The sequence below is a fragment of the Aeromicrobium sp. Root344 genome, from assembly GCF_001425755.1.
GTDB lineage: Bacteria > Actinomycetota > Actinomycetes > Propionibacteriales > Nocardioidaceae > Aeromicrobium.
Window position 1 is genome coordinate 2,445,582 of the sequence record NZ_LMDH01000001.1, and the last position, 14,740, is coordinate 2,460,321.

General features: G+C 69.8%; 15 protein-coding genes and 1 tRNA gene. 12 read left to right on the forward strand and 4 right to left on the reverse strand.

What is annotated here, in order from left to right; all coding sequences use genetic code 11:
* Positions 1-64 precede the first annotated feature (64 nt).
* Genes ASC61_RS12000 through ASC61_RS12020 form a run of 5 tightly spaced genes read left to right on the forward strand, consistent with a single transcriptional unit; the run spans position 65 to position 5,960 of the window.
* Positions 65-439 (forward strand): L-rhamnose mutarotase, encoded by a 375-nt coding sequence (locus ASC61_RS12000; RefSeq protein ID WP_056212183.1) that lies wholly within the window; start codon positions 65-67, stop codon positions 437-439.
* Positions 436-1,599 carry an L-rhamnose isomerase gene (gene rhaI / locus ASC61_RS12005; protein ID WP_056212185.1) on the forward strand — a complete coding sequence of 388 codons (1,164 nt, stop codon included), beginning with the start codon at positions 436-438 and terminating at the stop codon, positions 1,597-1,599. Before ASC61_RS12000 ends, rhaI begins: the two co-directional genes overlap by 4 nt.
* Positions 1,599-3,629 (forward strand): bifunctional rhamnulose-1-phosphate aldolase/short-chain dehydrogenase, encoded by a 2,031-nt coding sequence (locus tag ASC61_RS12010; protein ID WP_056212187.1) that lies wholly within the window; start codon positions 1,599-1,601, stop codon positions 3,627-3,629. The genes rhaI and ASC61_RS12010 overlap by 1 nt, the downstream gene beginning before the upstream one ends.
* A gap of 4 nt (positions 3,630-3,633) precedes the next feature.
* Positions 3,634-5,043: a rhamnulokinase gene (locus tag ASC61_RS12015; protein ID WP_056212189.1), complete on the forward strand. Its 1,410-nt coding sequence runs from the start codon at positions 3,634-3,636 to the stop codon at positions 5,041-5,043.
* An 8-nt stretch (positions 5,044-5,051) separates the two neighbouring features.
* Entirely contained in the window at positions 5,052-5,960 is a 909-nt protein-coding gene (locus ASC61_RS12020) for an NAD(P)-dependent oxidoreductase (protein WP_056212191.1), read from the forward strand.
* Here ASC61_RS12020 and ASC61_RS12025 read toward each other — a convergent pair.
* A complete protein-coding gene (locus ASC61_RS12025; RefSeq protein WP_235503547.1) occupies positions 5,957-6,658 on the reverse strand; it encodes a FadR/GntR family transcriptional regulator in 702 nt (233 codons plus the stop codon). The two genes, ASC61_RS12020 and ASC61_RS12025, sit on opposite strands and share 4 nt — an antisense overlap.
* Positions 6,659-6,747: 89 nt before the next feature.
* Here ASC61_RS12025 and ASC61_RS12030 point away from each other — a divergent pair, with 89 nt between their 5' ends.
* The gene (locus ASC61_RS12030; protein ID WP_056212192.1) at positions 6,748-7,998 is read left to right on the forward strand and encodes an alpha-hydroxy acid oxidase; all 1,251 of its coding nucleotides are present in this window, start codon (positions 6,748-6,750) and stop codon (positions 7,996-7,998) included.
* Here the strand turns inward: ASC61_RS12030 and ASC61_RS12035 are convergent, their stop codons facing one another.
* Complete coding sequence (locus ASC61_RS12035; protein WP_056212194.1) at positions 7,999-8,343, reverse strand: hypothetical protein; 345 nt, start codon at positions 8,341-8,343, stop codon at positions 7,999-8,001.
* Between the two features lie 151 nt (positions 8,344-8,494).
* Here ASC61_RS12035 and ASC61_RS12040 point away from each other — a divergent pair.
* Positions 8,495-8,568 (forward strand) — tRNA-Leu (locus ASC61_RS12040).
* A 45-nt stretch (positions 8,569-8,613) separates the two neighbouring features.
* Here ASC61_RS12040 and ASC61_RS12045 read toward each other — a convergent pair.
* Positions 8,614-9,267: a response regulator gene (locus tag ASC61_RS12045; protein ID WP_056212196.1), complete on the reverse strand. Its 654-nt coding sequence runs from the start codon at positions 9,265-9,267 to the stop codon at positions 8,614-8,616.
* Between the two features lie 155 nt (positions 9,268-9,422).
* On the opposite strand from ASC61_RS12045, the gene ASC61_RS12050 reads away from it, so the two are divergent.
* From ASC61_RS12050 to ASC61_RS12060, 3 genes are read left to right on the forward strand one after another with little or no spacing between them, the layout of a single operon-like run.
* Positions 9,423-9,962, forward strand: coding sequence for a hypothetical protein (locus ASC61_RS12050; RefSeq protein ID WP_056212198.1), 540 nt, complete (start codon positions 9,423-9,425; stop codon positions 9,960-9,962).
* A gap of 11 nt (positions 9,963-9,973) precedes the next feature.
* Complete coding sequence (locus ASC61_RS12055; protein WP_056212200.1) at positions 9,974-11,143, forward strand: sensor histidine kinase; 1,170 nt, start codon at positions 9,974-9,976, stop codon at positions 11,141-11,143.
* 10 nt (positions 11,144-11,153) lie between these two features.
* Entirely contained in the window at positions 11,154-12,257 is a 1,104-nt protein-coding gene (locus ASC61_RS12060) for a sensor histidine kinase (protein WP_056212202.1), read from the forward strand.
* Between the two features lie 56 nt (positions 12,258-12,313).
* Here ASC61_RS12060 and ASC61_RS12065 read toward each other — a convergent pair whose 3' ends face one another.
* Positions 12,314-12,781: a DUF4383 domain-containing protein gene (locus ASC61_RS12065; RefSeq protein WP_056212204.1), complete on the reverse strand. Its 468-nt coding sequence runs from the start codon at positions 12,779-12,781 to the stop codon at positions 12,314-12,316.
* 127 nt (positions 12,782-12,908) lie between these two features.
* Between ASC61_RS12065 and ASC61_RS12070 the strand changes: the two genes are divergently transcribed.
* Complete coding sequence (locus tag ASC61_RS12070) at positions 12,909-13,889, forward strand: aldo/keto reductase (RefSeq protein WP_056212207.1); 981 nt, start codon at positions 12,909-12,911, stop codon at positions 13,887-13,889.
* 32 nt (positions 13,890-13,921) lie between these two features.
* Positions 13,922-14,695, forward strand: a complete 774-nt coding sequence (locus ASC61_RS12075) for an SGNH/GDSL hydrolase family protein (protein WP_056212208.1) — start codon at positions 13,922-13,924, stop codon at positions 14,693-14,695.
* The last annotated feature ends 45 nt before the right edge of the window (positions 14,696-14,740 follow it).

The window sequence follows — 14,740 nt, forward strand, 5'->3', positions numbered from 1 at the left end:
GTGCCCGGCCAGCGGCTTCCTCCCCGCCGGCCGGGCACCACCCCCACCCCGAGAGGCCGATGAGATGCAGCGCGTGTGCTTCCAGCTCCAGGTCAAGCCCGATCGGATTGCCGCGTATCGCGAGCGGCACGCGGCGGTCTGGCCGGACATGCTCCAGGCGCTGGCGTCGACGGGGTGGCACAACTACTCGCTGTTCCTGCGCGACGACGGCCTGTTGATCGGGTACGTCGAGACGCCCTCGATCGAGGACGCCCGGGCGGGGATGGCGCGCACGGAGGTCAACGGCCGCTGGCAGGCCGAGATGGCCGAGTTCTTCGTGGACCTCGGCGATCAGCAGCCAGATCAAGGATTTCTCGTGCTGGACGAGGTCTTCCACCTAGAGGACCAGCTCGCCAGCATCGACCAGAGCACGACCGACCGAAGAGAAGACGTGAGATGACGACTTTCAGCGCGATCAGCGCGCAGCTCGAGGGACAGGCGATCGAGGTCCCGTCCTGGGCGTACGGCAACTCCGGCACCAGGTTCAAGGTGTTCGGCAGCCCCGGCACCCCCCGTACGGTCGAGGAGAAGATCGCCGACGCCGCCAAGGTCAACGAGTTCACCGGTCTGGCGCCGCTCGTGTCGCTGCACATCCCGTGGGACCAGGTCGACGACTTCGCCGCGCTGCGCCGCTACGCCGAGGACCACGGCATCGGCCTCGGCACGATCAACTCCAACACGTTCCAGGACGACGACTACAAGCTCGGCGCCCTGACACACACCGACCCGCGGATCCGCCAGAAGGCGATCGACCACCACTTCGCCTGCATCGACGTCATGGACCAGACGGGGTCGCGCGACCTCAAGATCTGGCTCGCCGAGGGCACCAACTACCCCGGTCAGGGCGACATGCGCGGCCGGCAGGACCGCCTCGCCGAGTCGCTCGCCACGATCTACGACCGCATCGGCGACGACCAGCGCCTCGTGCTGGAGTACAAGTTCTTCGAGCCGGCGTTCTATCACACGGACGTCCCGGACTGGGGCACGTCGTACGTGCAGGTGGCCGCGCTGGGCGACAAGGCGTACGTGTGCCTCGACACCGGTCACCACGCGCCGGGCACCAACATCGAGTTCATCGTGGCGCAGCTGCTGCGCCTCGGGAAGCTCGGCTCGTTCGACTTCAACAGCCGCTTCTACGCCGATGACGACCTCATCGTCGGTGCGGCCGACCCGTACCAGCTGTTCCGCATCCTCTACGAGGTCATCCGCGGTGGCGGCTACGGCCCGGACAGCGGCGTCGCATTCATGCTCGACCAGTGCCACAACATCGAGAAGAAGATCCCCGGACAGATCCGCTCGGTGCTCAACGTGCAGGAGATGACCGCCCGCGCGCTGCTCGTCGACGCGGGCGCGCTGGAGAAGGCGCAGGCCGAGGGCGACGTGCTGCTGGCCAACGAGATCTTCATGGACGCGTTCTACACCGACGTCCGCGCAGACCTCGCCGCCTGGCGCGAGGAGAAGGGCCTGCCGGCGAACCCGCTCAAGGCGTTCCTCGCCAGCGGCTACCAGGAACAGATCGAGGCCGACCGCGTCGGCGGCACCCAAGCAGGATGGAACTGATGACGACCGCACAAGAGCTGATCGACCGCTCGAACCGCCTGGGCTCAGACCCCAGGAACACCAACTACGCCGGCGGCAACACGTCCGCCAAGGGCACCGAGACCGATCCGGTCACCGGGGAGGACGTCGAGCTGCTCTGGGTCAAGGGCTCCGGCGGCGACCTCGGCACGCTGACCGAGAGCGGCCTCGCGGTCCTGCGCCTCGACCGCATGCGCGCCCTCGTCGACGTCTATCCCGGCCTCGACCGCGAGGACGAGATGGTCGCCGCGTTCGACTACTGCCTGCACGGCAAGGGCGGTGCTGCGCCGTCGATCGACACCGCGATGCACGGCCTCGTCGATGCCGCGCACGTCGACCACCTGCACCCCGACTCCGGCATCGCCATCGCGACGTCCGCCGACGGTGAGTCGCTGACCGAGACGGTCTTCGGCGGCAAGGTCGTGTGGGTCCCGTGGCGCCGGCCCGGCTTCCAGCTCGGCCTCGACATCGCCGAGATCAAGGCCAAGAACCCCGAGGCGATCGGCTGCATCCTCGGCGGCCACGGCATCACGGCGTGGGGCGACACCAGCGAGGAGGCTGAGCAGAACTCGCTGTGGATCATCGAGACGGCTGCGGCATACATCGACGAGCACTCGCGGTCCGAGCCGTTCGGGCCCGCGCTGGACGGCTACGCCGCACTGCCCGAGGCCGAGCGGCGTGCGAAGGCGGCCGCCCTCGTCCCGACGATCCGTTCGATCGCCTCGGCCGACAAGCCCATGGTGGGTCACTTCACCGACAGCGACGTCGTGCTGGACTTCCTCGCCTCGAGCGAGCACCCGCGCCTCGCCGCGCTGGGCACGAGCTGCCCCGACCACTTCCTGCGTACGAAGGTCAAGCCGCTCGTGCTCGACCTGCCCGCTTCGGCGACCGTCGAGGAGTCGATCGCGCGCCTGCGTGAGCTCCACGCGGCGTACCGCGAGGACTACCAGGGCTACTACGACCGCAACGCCACGCCGGAGTCGCCGGCGATCCGCGGCGCCGACCCGTTGATCGTGCTGGTGCCGGGCGTCGGCATGTTCAGCTTCGGCAAGGACAAGCAGACCGCCCGCGTCGCCGGCGAGTTCTACGTCAACGCGATCAACGTGATGCGTGGCGCCGAGGGACTGTCGACGTACGCCCCGATCGACGAGGCGGAGAAGTTCCGCATCGAGTACTGGGCGCTCGAGGAGGCCAAGCTGCAGCGCATGCCCGCTCCCAAGCCGCTGGCGACCCGCATCGCGCTCGTCACCGGCGCCGCGTCGGGCATCGGCAAGGCCATCGCGCACAAGCTCGCGGCACAGGGCGCCGTCGTCGCGATCGCCGACCTCGACCTCGCCAAGGCGCAGGCCGCTGCCGCCGAGATCGGCGGCACCGATGTCGCCGTCGGCGTGCAGGCCGACGTCAGCGACGAGGACGCGGTCAAGGCGGCCGTCGATGCGACGCTCCTGGCGTTCGGCGGGCTCGACCTCGTCGTCAACAACGCCGGGCTGTCGCTCTCGAAGTCGTTGCTCGACACCACGGTCGCCGACTGGGACCTGCAGCACAACGTCATGGCCAAGGGCTCGTTCCTGGTCTCCCGGACCGCGGCGAAGGCGCTCATCGAGCAGGGCCTCGGCGGCGACATCGTCTACATCTCGTCCAAGAACTCGGTGTTCGCCGGGCCCAACAACATCGCCTACTCCGCGACCAAGGCCGACCAGGCCCATCAGGTACGCCTGCTGGCGGCCGAGCTCGGCGAGCACGGCGTACGCGTCAACGGCATCAACCCCGACGGCGTCGTGCAGGGCTCCGGCATCTTCTCCAGCGGCTGGGGTGCCAACCGTGCCGCGGTCTACGGGGTGGAGGAGAAGGACCTCGGCGCGTTCTACGCCCAGCGCACGCTGCTCAAGCGCGAGGTCCTGCCGGACCACGTCGCCAACGCGGTGTACGCGCTGGTCGGACCGGACCTGACCCAGACCACCGGTCTCCACATCCCCGTGGACGCCGGTGTCGCGGCAGCGTTCCTGCGCTGACGCCATGACAGTCTCCGTCGCCGCGATCGACCTCGGGGCCTCCAGCGGCCGCGTCATGGTCGGCGAGGTCGGAGCCGATCAGCTCGAGCTGCGCGCCGTCGCGCGTTTCGCCAATGAGCCCGTACGCACGTCGGACGGGCTGCACTGGGACCCCCTCGAGCTCTACCGCCACGCTCTCAGCGGTCTGTGGACAGCCGCGAGCTCATCCCCTGATGGGCTCGAGAGCGTGGCGGTGGACTCGTGGGCGGTCGACTACGCCCTCATGCGGGCGGACCGCATGCTGGGCGTGCCGTTCCACTACCGGGACGAGCGCACGGCCGCGGGCGTGGAGCGCATCCACGCCTGCGTGCCGTTCGCAGAGCTGTATGCGCGCAACGGTCTTCAGTTCCTGCCGTTCAACACGATCTACCAGCTCGCCGCCGACGGCCTCGCCGACGAGGCCGAGCGGATGCTGCTGATCCCCGACCTGCTCGGCTACTGGCTGACCGGTCAGATGGTCACCGAGCGCACCAACGCCTCGACGACCGGACTGCTGGACATACGGACGGGGGAGTGGGACACCGAGCTCGTGACGCGGGTCGGCCTGCGCCCCTCGCTGTTCACCGACCTCGTCGATCCCGGTACTGCGATCGGTGCGGTCACCGACGAGGTCGGCGAGCAGATCGGCGCGCCGGGGCTGAACGTCACCGCCGTCGGTTCTCACGACACTGCGTCGGCCGTCGTCGGGGTGCCGATGCAGGGCGACGACGCGGCCTACATCTCGTGTGGCACGTGGGGCCTGGTCGGGCTCGAGCTCGCCGCGCCGGTGCTGACCGACGAGGCGCGCACCGCCAACTTCACCAACGAGGGCGGCGTCGACGGCCGTACGCGCTTCCTCACCAACGTCATGGGCACCTGGCTGATCAGCGAGACGCTGCGCGAGTGGGAGCGCGCCGGCTTCAACGTGTCGCTGCCGGACATCCTTGCCGCCGCTGCGGGCGTCACCACTGACGTGCCGGTGTTCGACGTGCAGGACCCGCGCTTCCTCCCGCCGGGTGACATGGCCGGCCGCATCGCCGAGCTGTGCGACGAGCGGGGACTGCCGACGCCCGCGACCAAGGCCGAGCTGATGCGCAGCATCGTCGAGAGCCTCGCGCACGCCTTCGGGTCCGCGCTCGACACGGCTGAACGCCTCGCCGGCCGCACCATCCGGATCGTCCACGTCGTCGGCGGTGGCTCGCTCAACCGGCTGCTGTGCCAGGCGATCGCCGACCGCAGCGGCCGCCCCGTGCTCGCCGGTCCGGTCGAGGCGACGGCTCTGGGCAACGTGCTGGTCCAAGGTCGTACGCTCGGCGCCGTCTCCGGCTCGCTCGAGGACCTGCGGGCGCTCATCGCGCGCACCCACGACCTCGCGCGCTATGAGCCAAGAGCATGATCTGACGCATGCCTCTTCGTGTCACCCTGCCCCACGCCAGCTGGATCGAGCGGTTCGCCGACCTGACCGACCGCGTCGACCTCGGCGTCTGGGACCTGTCGACCGATCCGCAGCCCGACGGCCGCACCGACCTGGCGGTCAGCTGCTATCCGAACGCCACCGATGGACTGAGTCGCATCGACCCGGAGCGGCTCGGCGTGCTGCAGCTCCAGACGCTCGGGTTCGACGGAGTCCGCGAGGCGCTGCCGGCCGGGATCACGGTGTGCAACGCGGTGGGCGTCCACGAGGGCTCGACCGCCGAGCTCGCGGTGACGCTCCTGCTGGCCTCGCAGCGGCAGGTCGACGGGTTCGCGCGCGAGCGGCACGAGTGGAACCGGCGTTGGTCGCCCAGCCTGCAGGACAGCCGCGTCATGCTGCTCGGCTACGGCGGCATCGGGGTCGAGGTCGAGCGACGGCTCGAGGGATTCGACGCCGATCTCGTACGCGTCGCCGGGCGTCGTCGCGAGGACGAGCGCGGGATCGTGCACGGCGCCGATGAGCTCGCTGAGCTGCTGCCCACCGTCGACGCAGTCGTCGTCGCGGTGCCACTCTCCGATGCGACGGTCGGGCTGGTCGGCGACGACTTCCTCGCGGCGCTGCCCGACGGCGCGATCGTCGTCAACGTCTCCCGCGGCAAGGTCACCGACACCGACGCGGTCGTGCGCCAAGCCGGCCGCGTCCGCTATGCCGCCGACGTGACCGATCCCGAGCCGTTGCCGGCCGGACATCCGTTGTGGGACGTGCCGGGCGTGCTGATCTCACCACACGTAGGCGGCATGTCTGCTGCGATGCAGCCCCGCATCGATGCCGTGGTGCGTCGCCAGATCAGCAACCTGCTCGAGGGCCGCGATCCTCACTCCGTCGTCATCCCGGCCTAGCCGGGCTGGGCGATGAGCCCGGCGTCGCGCGCGAACGCCAGGATGTGGCCCTCAGCGAGCGAGGCGGTCCGGTCGCCGTCGCCCTCACCGATCGCGGCGACGATCGCCCTGTGCTCGGCGCGCAGTCGGGCCGCGATCGCCTGCCAGTCCTCGAGGTGCGGTGCCGCGTCGAGCACGTAGCTCTCGATCGAGGCACGCAGCGAGGACATGATGGCGTTGACCAGGGGGTTGCCGGCCAGGCGTACGAGCTCGAGGTGGAACTGGGTGTCGATGTGGTGGAACTCGACAGGGTCGTCCGTCGCGTCCATCGCGTCGAGGAGCTCGCGTGCGGGCGCCAGCACGTCGTCGGGGAGCTGTTCGAGCTGCCGGTAGGCCCACGACTCGAGCATCACGCGCGCGTCGATGACGTCGCCGACCGACAGCGAGTCGACGGCGACGTGCAGCCGCAGGGAGGCGCTGAGCGCGATCTCCGGGTCGGCGATGACCTGCGCCCCGGCCGAGGGTCCCGATCCAGGGGCGCTGCGGATGATGCCCAGAGTCGACAGGACCCGGATCGCCTCACGCACGGAGGTGCGGCTGACGCCGAGCCGGTCAGCCAGCACGCGTTCGCCCTCGAGCCGGTCGCCGAGCTTGAGCCGCTTCGAGCGGATCATCGACTCGATCTCCTCGATGACGGTCTCGTACGCCTGTGCAGTCACCTCGGGCTCCTTGGTTGCCGTGTGGTTGGACCACAGGTATTGTGTGGTCCAACCACAGCCTAGTGGAACGCAGTCCCGAAAGGACCACCATGGCAACGTCCCAGGTCAAGCAGCACCGCCGCTTCCCGCGCCCGCGTGACTTCCTGCCCCTGCTGAAGTTCAAGAAGCCCGTGCTCAACCCGACCCGCCGACGGCTGGAGCGCGCGCTGACGGTGTGGGACCTGCGCTCGATCGCCAAGCGGCGTACGCCCAAGGCGGCGTTCGACTACACCGACGGCGCCGCCGACGCCGAGCTGTCGCTGGCGCGGGCGCGCCAGGCGTTCGAGGACATCACGTTCCACCCGGCGATCCTGCGTGACGTGTCAGTGGTCGACACCTCGGTGGACGTCCTGGGCGTACGTTCGGCGCTGCCGTTCGGCATCGCGCCGACCGGGTTCACGCGGATGATGCAGTCCGAGGGCGAGATCGCCGGTGCCACCGCCGCGGAGGCGGCGGGCATCCCGTACTCGCTCTCGACGATGGGCACGACCGCGATCGAGGACGTCGCAGCAGCCGCGCCGAACGGGCGCAACTGGTTCCAGCTCTACATGTGGAAGGACCGCGAGCGGTCGATGGCGCTGGTCGATCGCGCAGCCAAGGCGGGGTTCGACACCCTGCTGGTCACCGTCGACGTGCCGGTCGCCGGTGCGCGGCTGCGCGACACCCGCAACGGCATGACGATCCCTCCGACCCTGTCGCCCCGCACGGTGCTAAACGCGATCCCGCGACCGGCGTGGTGGCTCAACTTCCTGACCACCGAGCCGCTGGCGTTCGCCTCGCTCGACAAGTGGTCGGGCACCGTCGCGGAGCTGCTGGACACGATGTTCGACCCGACCGTGACGTTCGACGACCTGGCCTGGATCAAGGACCAGTGGCACGGCAAGGTCGTGGTCAAGGGTGTGCAGAACGTCGACGACGCGGTCAAGCTCGCCGAGCTGGGTGTCGACGCGGTGCTGCTGTCCAACCACGGCGGCCGCCAGCTCGACCGGGCGCCGGTGCCCTTCCACCTGCTGCCGGACGTGCGCAAGGCCGTCGGCGACTCGGTCGAGATCCACCTCGACACCGGCATCATGTCGGGCCAGGACGTCGTCGCCGCGCTCGCTCTGGGCGCCGACTTCACGCTGATCGGCCGGGCGTACCTTTACGGGCTGATGGCAGGCGGACGCCGAGGTGTCGATCGTACGATCGAGATCCTGACGAAGGACATCGAACGTACGATGCGACTCCTCGGCGTCACCTCCGTGGCAGAGCTGGAGCCGGGTCATGTGACCCAGCTCCAGCGTCTGGCTCCTCGCAGCTGATCACGCCAGCGGGCTCGCGACCGGCTGACGGTCGCGGGCTGGCTGCGCGTCGCTCGGCTCGATGCCGAGCTGGTCGCGGGTGTTGAGCATCCACGTGAGGAATGCCGTGACGACCACGCCGGGCACGGCTGACCACAGCCACCACGGTGAGTCGATCGACTGGGTGACGACCGCGATCATCCCCCAGACGATCAGCTGGACGCCGGTGGTCAGCGCGGTGAAGGCGGCGGCGGCCCAGCGGGCGAAGCGCAGCCAGTCGGTCGGGGCGCCGGCGGGTCGCGGCGTCATCTGGTTGGGCCAGAACAGGTGGCCGAGGGCCTTGGTTGCGGGGTTGATGTCGTTCATGAGGTGCTCCTGGGTTCGGTGGCCGAAAGGCCGGGGATCGATGTCTTCGACGCTAGTGATCCCGGAACGGCCGAACGATGGGCTCAACCTGCCTCTTGGCGGTGGGCCTGGACCCACCCCGGTGACGAAGTGCGCCGATAGGCTGGCCGAGGCTCCCGTAGCCCAACCGGCAGAGGCAGATGGCTTAAACCCGTCACAGTGTGGGTTCGACCCCCACCGGGAGCACGTGGAGTGGCGGTTTTCTCCTGCCGTCCCGGGGGTCCTCGCTGCTCACGTGTCGCGGCCCACGAAGCCCGTCTCGTAGGCGAGAACGACAGCCTGCACGCGGTCGCGTATGGCCAGCTTGGTGAGGATGCGCGCGACGTGGGTCTTCACGGTCGTCTCGGCGATCATCATCTCCTCGGCAATCTCCGCGTTGGACAGGGCTCGCGCGACGAGGCGGAGCACGTCGAGCTCGCGGTCCGTGAGCTGCGCGAGCTGGTCCGGGGTGCCGGGCACTGCCGCCGGCTCCGCGAAGCGCTCCACGAGTCGTTGGGTGATGGACGGCTCGATGAGCGAGTCACCGGTGGCCGCGGCGCGGACTGCGGCGACCAGCCGGGACGACGGCGCGTCCTTGAGCAGGAAGCCTGCAGCGCCGGCGCGCAGTGCGCGGTAGATGTACTCGTTCTGGTCGAACGTGGTGAGGACGACGATCGTCGGCGGGTCCGGTTGCTGCAGGATCTGCTCGGTCGCGGCGAGGCCATCGAGCTCGGGCATGCGGATGTCCATCAGGATGACCCGCGGCTTCACCAGCGCCGCCTGCCGGATCGCCTCGTGCCCGTTTCGGGCCTCGGAGACGACCTCGATGTCGCCTTCGGACTCCAGGATCACCCGGAAGCCGGTGCGCACGAGTTCTTGGTCGTCGGCGATGAGGACCGTGATCACGGCTTCATTGTGCCGACCTGGACGCCGCAGCGGGGTCGTTCTTGAGGATGAGGCCGGGCAGGAAGTTCATCCTCAGTGCCGACGCGGGCCACGGCCCCGAGTTGGGAGCGTGGGGCCAGCGGGGTCACCCAGACGCCCGATCGGAAGGAACGAAGATGGACATCGTCAAGAACATCCGCCCCCTCGACTACGTGTTGGCGGCCCTGATGGTCGCGCTTGCTGCTTTCATCGGGATCGAGAACGTCAACGCCGGGGCTGACGCCGACCTGGAACACGCCCTCGACTCGCACTCGGCTCTCATGATCCCCGTGTTCGTCTGCGCGGCACTGCCGATCCTGTGGCGGCGGCGGGGCATCCTCGCCGCGATCGGGGTCTCGTTCGCGATCCTCGCTGCCAGCGTGCCGGCCTTCGGATGGGTCACCCGGTGTGGATTCGCGCTGCCTCTGTCGTTCGCGATGGCCTACGCAGTGGCGCGGTTCGCGGGCGCGAGGCAGAACCAGCTGATCGGGCTCGTCGGGCTTGTTGCGCTCCAGTTCGTCACGCTGATCAAGGATTCCTCGACCGGTGGCCTGTCGGCGCTGACGTTCTCGCTGCCGGTGGCCGCTGTCTTCTACGGCATCGGGCTGTTGGTGCAGAATCACGCCGAGAAGCAGGTCGCGGAGCCTACTCTGGACACCAAGCGCGTCAGCGCCTGAGAGGTCGAGCCATGAGTGAGGGCTTCAGCGGGGTCTTCCGGGGGATCCGTCCGGTGGACTGGGTCCTGGCGGGAGCCCTCACCGCGTTGGGCGTCTGGCTGATGCTCGAGAACATCCAGTTCACCGACGAGCATGCGAGATCGGCGATCGCCGAGGGCACGATGGTCCACGCCCTGACGTCCCACTCGTGGCTGATGCTGCCGGCCTTCATGCTCGCGACGGTTCCGGTGCTGTGGTGGCGGCGCAACGTGGTGGTCGTCGTCGCGATCTCACTGGCTGCCATGGTGCTCCACGACCTGCTCTTCGGCTGGGTCACCAGGTGCGGTGCCGGGCTGCCGCTGGTGTTCGTGCTGGCCTACCTGGGTGCCGTGGGCCTGGAGCGCAAGCGAGCGACGATCGTGCTGGGGCTCACCGGCCTGCTGACGGTCGCGGTCGCCGTCGTCGACGCGACGACTGGGTTCGACGTGCTGGTGCTGGCGGTCCCGATCGTGGCGATCGTCTTCGGCATCGGCCGCGCCGTCCGCCACCGGACCGCGATGAGTGCCGAGCTCAAGGCGCGTACGAGTGACCTCCGACAGCTGCGGGACGACCGGATCGCGCTCGAGGTCGCAGGCGACCGTGCCCGGCTCTCGCGCGAGCTCGACGGGCTCCTGCTCGAACGCCTCGCTCAGCTGACGGCGGCCGCGGAGACGGGCCAGGGCCTCGACCCCGGCAGCGCGAGGGCGCTCTTCGAGTCGATCGAGAGTGACAGCCGCGCGACCCTCGACGGGATGCGCGAGATCGTCGGCCTCCTGCGGGGCGGCGACGTCGCGCTGACCCCGGCGCCCACGGTCGCCCATCTGGACGCCCTGCTGGCCCGGCACACCCAGGCGGACTCCCGGCTCGTCGTGACGGGTGACCCGCGCTCCCTGCCGGCAACCGTGGAGCTGTCGGCGTACCGGATCGTCGAGCACCTGGTGAACGTCCTTGCCGACGAGCCGGACTCCCGCATCGAGGTCGGCATGCGGTTCGACGACGACGCCCTGGAGATCCACGTGAAGGGGCCGGTGCTCAAGTCGTCCGACATCAAGGCCGCGGTCGCCCGGGCCCGGGAGCGGGCCAGCTTCCTCGGCGGGTCCCTGGAGGCGAAGGTGGCCCGGGGGCGTGCCGACGTGGTCGCCATGCTGCCGGTGCTCGGATAGGAGCGACCGGATGCGCCGACTCGAGCAGGGTGCGATCGCGTTGGCGGTCGCCCTGCTCATCGCGCTTCCGGTCGCCCTGCACGGCTGGCCGGGCACGTTTCGCGGCAACGTGTTCGTCGCCTTCCTCCTGATCGGCGGACTGGCACTCGCGTGGTGGCGCGCCCATCCGCGCGTGTCGTCGGTGCTGGCCCTCGGCATGTTCATGGCGGCTCTGGGGATCGACGGTTGGTTCCCCGATGCCGGCATCGCGGTGTTCTCCGCCACCTTCGCGGTGCTGGCGCTGGGCTGGTCCGGACGCGCCGCGTGGATGGCGGCGCTGGGCGGCGCCGCGTACCTCGTGCCGTTCTACCATCTCGCCGAGCTGGGCACGTGGGTGCCTGCGGTGATGCTCACTGTGCCACCGTTCGCAGCGGGAACCATCCTGCGGCTACGCCGGGAGACCGGGGCCGAGCTCGCCATCCGCGCCCAAGAGCTCGAGGACGAACGTGAGCTGTTCGCCGAGCTGGCACTGCAGCACGAACGGACGCGGATCGCCAGCGAGCTGCACGACATCGTCGGTCACGCGATCAGCGTCATGGTGATCCAGGCCATTGCCGGGCAGCGACTGGTCGACTCCGACCCCGAGCGTGCCAAGGAGGCGTTCGCCGCCATCTCGGAATCAGCGCGGCAGGGCCGGAAGGACCTCGAACGGCTCGTCGAGCTCCTCGGCGGTCGGCCGGACGCCGGCACGGATCTGTCCCTGGTCGACGAGGTCGTGACCCGCGCGGGTCGCAGCGGCCTGAACGTCACGTGTCGCTTCGAGGGCGATCGCGACGGTGTGCCTGAACCGGTGGCCCACCTCGCGTTTCGCGTGGTGCAGGAGAGTCTCACCAACGCGCTCCGGTACGCCCCGGGCGCGGAGGTCCGCATCGTCATCAGCGTCGACGACGGAGGTCGTGGTCTTGCTGTGAGGGTCGAGAACGATCGCCCCGGACCGCACGACCCGCCCATCGACGGCACGGGGAGCGGCCTGATCGGTCTGCGCGAACGGATCCAGACGCTGGGCGGCCAGCTCACCGCGGGGACCACCGAGGTCGGCGGGTGGACGGTCGACGCCAAGCTCCCGGGCGTCTGACCCTCGGCACGGTGGCTCGGGCCACCGCACCGAGGGGACGCGAAATGGGTCGCGGGTCAGGCCGTCCGGCGGTCTGACCGGCGACCGTCGAGCTGCTGCTTGACGTAGAACCCGAGCCCGGCGAGCGCGACCGTCAGCACGAGGTGCAGCCAGTTGTCGGCGGAGTCCAGCGGGACGAAGTTGGCGTCGCTCTCCTTGTCGATCACGATGCCGTAGATCGTCAGCACGGCATAGATCGCAGCGCTACCGAACAGGAACGGCGGCACCAGCCGGGCCTCTCGGGCAGCGGCGAGCCCCGCGACGCCGAACAGGACGTGCACGAGGTTGTGCAGGATCGAGACCTGGAAGATGCCGAGCAGCTGGGCGCCGCTGTCGTGGTCGGCGAACGTCATGGCGTCGTAGTCGGTGGTGATGCCAGGGATGAATCCGAGGACACCGACGAGGAGGAACACGGCCCCGACTGTCGCAGCGGCTGCCTTGGCGAACCGCGCCGCATCGGTGCCGACACTGCGTGACGTACTCATCGAACAGTCCTTTCGTCGAACGGTTACCGAGCACATACCCACGGGATGTCAGTGCCAATCGGTCCCCCGCGGACCGCGCCGGGCGGGGTCGTAGGCTGGCCTTCCGCCACGCGCAAGGAGCACCACGATGGACGTACGCACACTGGGTCGCACGGGACGCCAGGTCTCGGTCGTGGGACTCGGGACGTGGCAGCTCGGCGCGGACTGGGGCGATGTGACGCACGACGAGGCGATCGCCGTGCTCGACAGCGCGACGGACGCCGGCGTGACGTTCTTCGACACGGCTGACGTCTACGGCGACGGCCGCAGTGAGCAGCTGATCGGCGAGTACCTGAAGGCCCGTCCCGAGCTCGACGTCTTCGTCGCCACCAAGATGGGTCGCCGGGCCGAGCAGGACCCCGCGAACTTCACGCTCGACAACTTCCGCGCCTGGACCGACCGCTCGCGCACCAACCTCGGCGTCGAGACCCTCGACCTGGTGCAGCTGCACTGCCCGCCGACGCCGGTGTTCTCCAGCGACGAGGTCTATGACGGACTCGACCTGCTGGTGCAGGAGGGCGTGCTGGCGGCCTACGGTGTCAGCGTCGAGACCGTCGACGAGGCGCTCACCGCGATCGCCCGTCCCCACGTCGCGAGCGTCCAGATCATCTTCAACGCGTTCCGGCTCAAGCCGCTCGACGAGGTGCTGCCGGCGGCCAAGGAGGCCGGCGTCGGCATCATCGCCCGCGTGCCGCTCGCGAGTGGCCTGCTCTCTGGCCGCTACACGACCAGCACGACGTTCGCGCCCGACGACCACCGGACCTACAACCGCGGCGGCGAGGCGTTCGACGTCGGCGAGACGTTCTCCGGTGTCGACTTCGAGACCGGCGTCCGCGCCGCTCAGGAGTTCGCCGCGGCGGTGCCCGAGGGCGTGCACCCGGCGCAGGCCGCCATCGCATGGATCCTCGCGCAGGACGGCGTCACCGCCGCGATCCCCGGCGCTCGCAACGTCAACCAGTCGCGCTCCAACGCCGCGGCAGCCGACGTCGTGCTGCCGGACGGCTTCGACCAGACCGTGCACGACATCTACGACCGGCACCTGCGCGACGCGATCCACCCGCGCTGGTAGTCACCCACCCGCACGACGACACAGGAGCTCCTATGTTCAGCCGGTACGTCGCGATCGGCGACAGCCTCACCGAAGGCCTGGGCGACGATCCATGGCCGGGGGACGTTCCCCGGGGCTGGGCCGACCGCCTGGCTCAGCACCTGACGGACCAGGCCGGTCACCCGGTCCACTACGCGAACCTCGCTGTCCGTGGCCAGAAGGCTGCGCAGGTGCGGGCCACCCAGCTGCCGGCCGCGCTCGCTGCGGCTCCTGACCTGGTGACCGTCACGGCAGGCATGAACGACCTGATGCGGCCCAAGGTCGACATCGACGCCGTGGGGGACGACCTCGATCACATGGCTCAAAGCCTGACCGACCGGGACATCGTCACCGTCCTCGTCCCGCTCCCCGACATGACCGGGCTGCTGCCGATCGGTGCCAGGCTCAAGGGTCGCGTGGACGCGCTCAATGCCGTCCTCGCCGATGTCGCCGGCCGGCGCGGAGCCGTGCTCGCCCCGCTGCCACCTCGCGCCGTGTTCGGGCAGCCGGAGGCGTGGAGCAGTGACCGGCTCCATCTCTCGCCCCTGGGTCACACCCGGTTCGCGCTGGCCATGCTGCACACCCTCGGGCTGCCGACGACGTCGGCATGGGACGAGCCGTTGGTCCCGGGCGCGAAGCCGCCGGCCGTCCAGCGGGTGGCCGGCGAGGTGCGCTGGTGGGCCGGGTTCGCCGGGCCGTGGATCGGCCGGCGCCTCAGAGGCCGGTCATCAGGCGACGGTCGTACGGGCAAGCGGCTGGCCCTCGAGCCGTGGGCGATGGACGAATAGTCGCTCAACACCCTCGCCCCGGGACTAGGCTGGCGCGCAGCGAGG

Excerpts from the sequence above, each read along its gene's own strand:
- ASC61_RS12010 (WP_056212187.1), top strand. The coding sequence starts at position 1,599 with ATGACGACCGCACAAGAGCTGATCGACCGCTCGAACCGCCTGGGCTCA.
- rhaI (WP_056212185.1), top strand. The coding sequence starts at position 436 with ATGACGACTTTCAGCGCGATCAGCGCGCAGCTCGAGGGACAGGCGATC.
- ASC61_RS12015 (WP_056212189.1), top strand. The coding sequence starts at position 3,634 with ATGACAGTCTCCGTCGCCGCGATCGACCTCGGGGCCTCCAGCGGCCGC.
- ASC61_RS12060 (WP_056212202.1), top strand. The coding sequence starts at position 11,154 with ATGCGCCGACTCGAGCAGGGTGCGATCGCGTTGGCGGTCGCCCTGCTC.
- ASC61_RS12070 (WP_056212207.1), top strand. The coding sequence starts at position 12,909 with ATGGACGTACGCACACTGGGTCGCACGGGACGCCAGGTCTCGGTCGTG.
- ASC61_RS12065 (WP_056212204.1), bottom strand. The coding sequence starts at position 12,781 with ATGAGTACGTCACGCAGTGTCGGCACCGATGCGGCGCGGTTCGCCAAG.
- ASC61_RS12030 (WP_056212192.1), top strand. The coding sequence starts at position 6,748 with ATGGCAACGTCCCAGGTCAAGCAGCACCGCCGCTTCCCGCGCCCGCGT.
- ASC61_RS12020 (WP_056212191.1), top strand. The coding sequence starts at position 5,052 with ATGCCTCTTCGTGTCACCCTGCCCCACGCCAGCTGGATCGAGCGGTTC.
- ASC61_RS12055 (WP_056212200.1), top strand. The coding sequence starts at position 9,974 with ATGAGTGAGGGCTTCAGCGGGGTCTTCCGGGGGATCCGTCCGGTGGAC.
- ASC61_RS12075 (WP_056212208.1), top strand. The coding sequence starts at position 13,922 with ATGTTCAGCCGGTACGTCGCGATCGGCGACAGCCTCACCGAAGGCCTG.
- ASC61_RS12035 (WP_056212194.1), bottom strand. The coding sequence starts at position 8,343 with ATGAACGACATCAACCCCGCAACCAAGGCCCTCGGCCACCTGTTCTGG.
- ASC61_RS12050 (WP_056212198.1), top strand. The coding sequence starts at position 9,423 with ATGGACATCGTCAAGAACATCCGCCCCCTCGACTACGTGTTGGCGGCC.
- ASC61_RS12000 (WP_056212183.1), top strand. The coding sequence starts at position 65 with ATGCAGCGCGTGTGCTTCCAGCTCCAGGTCAAGCCCGATCGGATTGCC.